The following is a 1,471-nucleotide window of genomic DNA, read 5'->3' as shown; positions in this document are numbered from 1 at the left end:
GCTCTAGGAAGCGCCGGGGTAAACCGGCATGAGGAAAGGGATGAAAGCGCCCGACATCGAAGGAGTAGCGATCCACGATGGCCCCGAGCCATGCGTCGACGACCCGCGAGGGCGTGGCGAAGCGTTGGACAGGGGTACGTGCAGGCCGGGCTATGGAGCCGCGAAATCCCCACTTCGGGGTGCCGACGTTGTTGGAGCGACGGAAGGCAACACTGCTGGCGGCGTTATCGCGAGTCGTCAGGGGCCCCGCGCGGTCGGAGAACCATGGCATGTACGGAGTCCTCATGCGCGAGAACCGGGAGATCCCACGCTCGCCCGTCTGCCTGATCAGCAGGCGGGCCGTTCAGGGAACGCTGAGGCGGTAAGCCTGGGATGAACGGGTGTGGGAAGTCGGACGACCTCGTAGTACCTGCGAACCCGCCGAACAAAGCCGTGCCTGCGGTGGCGGAGGTGGGGGAGGAAAGGGGGTCGGCCAAGGGGAACACGGCCAGCAAAACACGCCCCGGACACAGCGCCGGATCAGGTGTGCCCAGTGCGCTGGCTCGTGTGCGGAAAGTGGCACAAGAGGATAAGGATGCGCGGTTCACTGCGCTGCTGCACCACGTCGACCTGGACCGCCTGCGGGCGGCGTATCGGGCGATCAGTCCGAAGGCTGCGCCGGGGGTGGACGGGGTGACGTGGGAGGCCTATGGGCAGGATCTGGTGGCTAACCTCCGCGATCTGCATGCCCGGGTCCACAGTGGCGGTTACCGGGCGAAACCCTCGCGGAGAGCGTACATACCGAAGGCGGACGGGCGGCAGCGGCCGCTCGGGATCGCCGCGCTGGAGGACAAGATCGTCCAGCGGGCAGTCGTCGAGGTGCTGAACGCAATCTACGAGATGGACTTCCGGGGCTTCTCGTACGGATTCAGGCCAGGGCGTAAGCCCCACGACGCGTTGGACGCGCTCGCGGTCGGGATCGAACGGAAGAAGGTGAACTTGGTGCTCGACGCGGACATTCGCGACTTCTTCGGTCAGCTTGATCGGGACTGGCTGAGAAAGTTTCTCGAGCACCGGATAGCGGACAAGCGGATCCTGCGGCTGATCGACAAGTGGTTGGCTGCGGGCGTCATCGAGGACGGGACGTGGACGCAGAGCGACAAGGGCTCACCGCAGGGGGCATCGGTGTCCCCGCTTTTGGCCAACGTCTACCTGCACTACGCCCTCGACCTGTGGGCCGACTGGTGGAGGAGCCACCACGCGCACGGTGAGGTGATCATCGTGCGGTGGGCAGATGACTTTATCGTCGGGTTCGAGTATCGACGGGACGCCGAGCGGTTCCTTGGTGAGCTTCGTGAGCGGTTCGCGAAGTTCGGGCTGGAGCTACACCCAGACAAGACGCGACTGATCGAGTTCGGGCGGTTCGCCGCCGGAAATCGACGGAAGCGGGGGCTGGGCAAGCCGGAGACGTTCGACTTCCTGGGTTTTACGC

The 1,471-nt window shown here is 65.2% G+C and carries 1 protein-coding gene; it reads left to right on the top strand.

The features are described 5' to 3' along the window. Positions 1 to 672: 672 nt before the first annotated feature. Positions 673 to 1,471: reverse transcriptase domain-containing protein (locus tag ACWDKQ_RS36125; RefSeq protein WP_450143234.1), on the top strand; the 799-nt coding region annotated here is incomplete at its 3' end.

This window comes from Saccharopolyspora sp. NPDC000995, from assembly GCF_053599315.1.
This window is presented reverse-complemented; position numbering and strand designations above follow the sequence as displayed.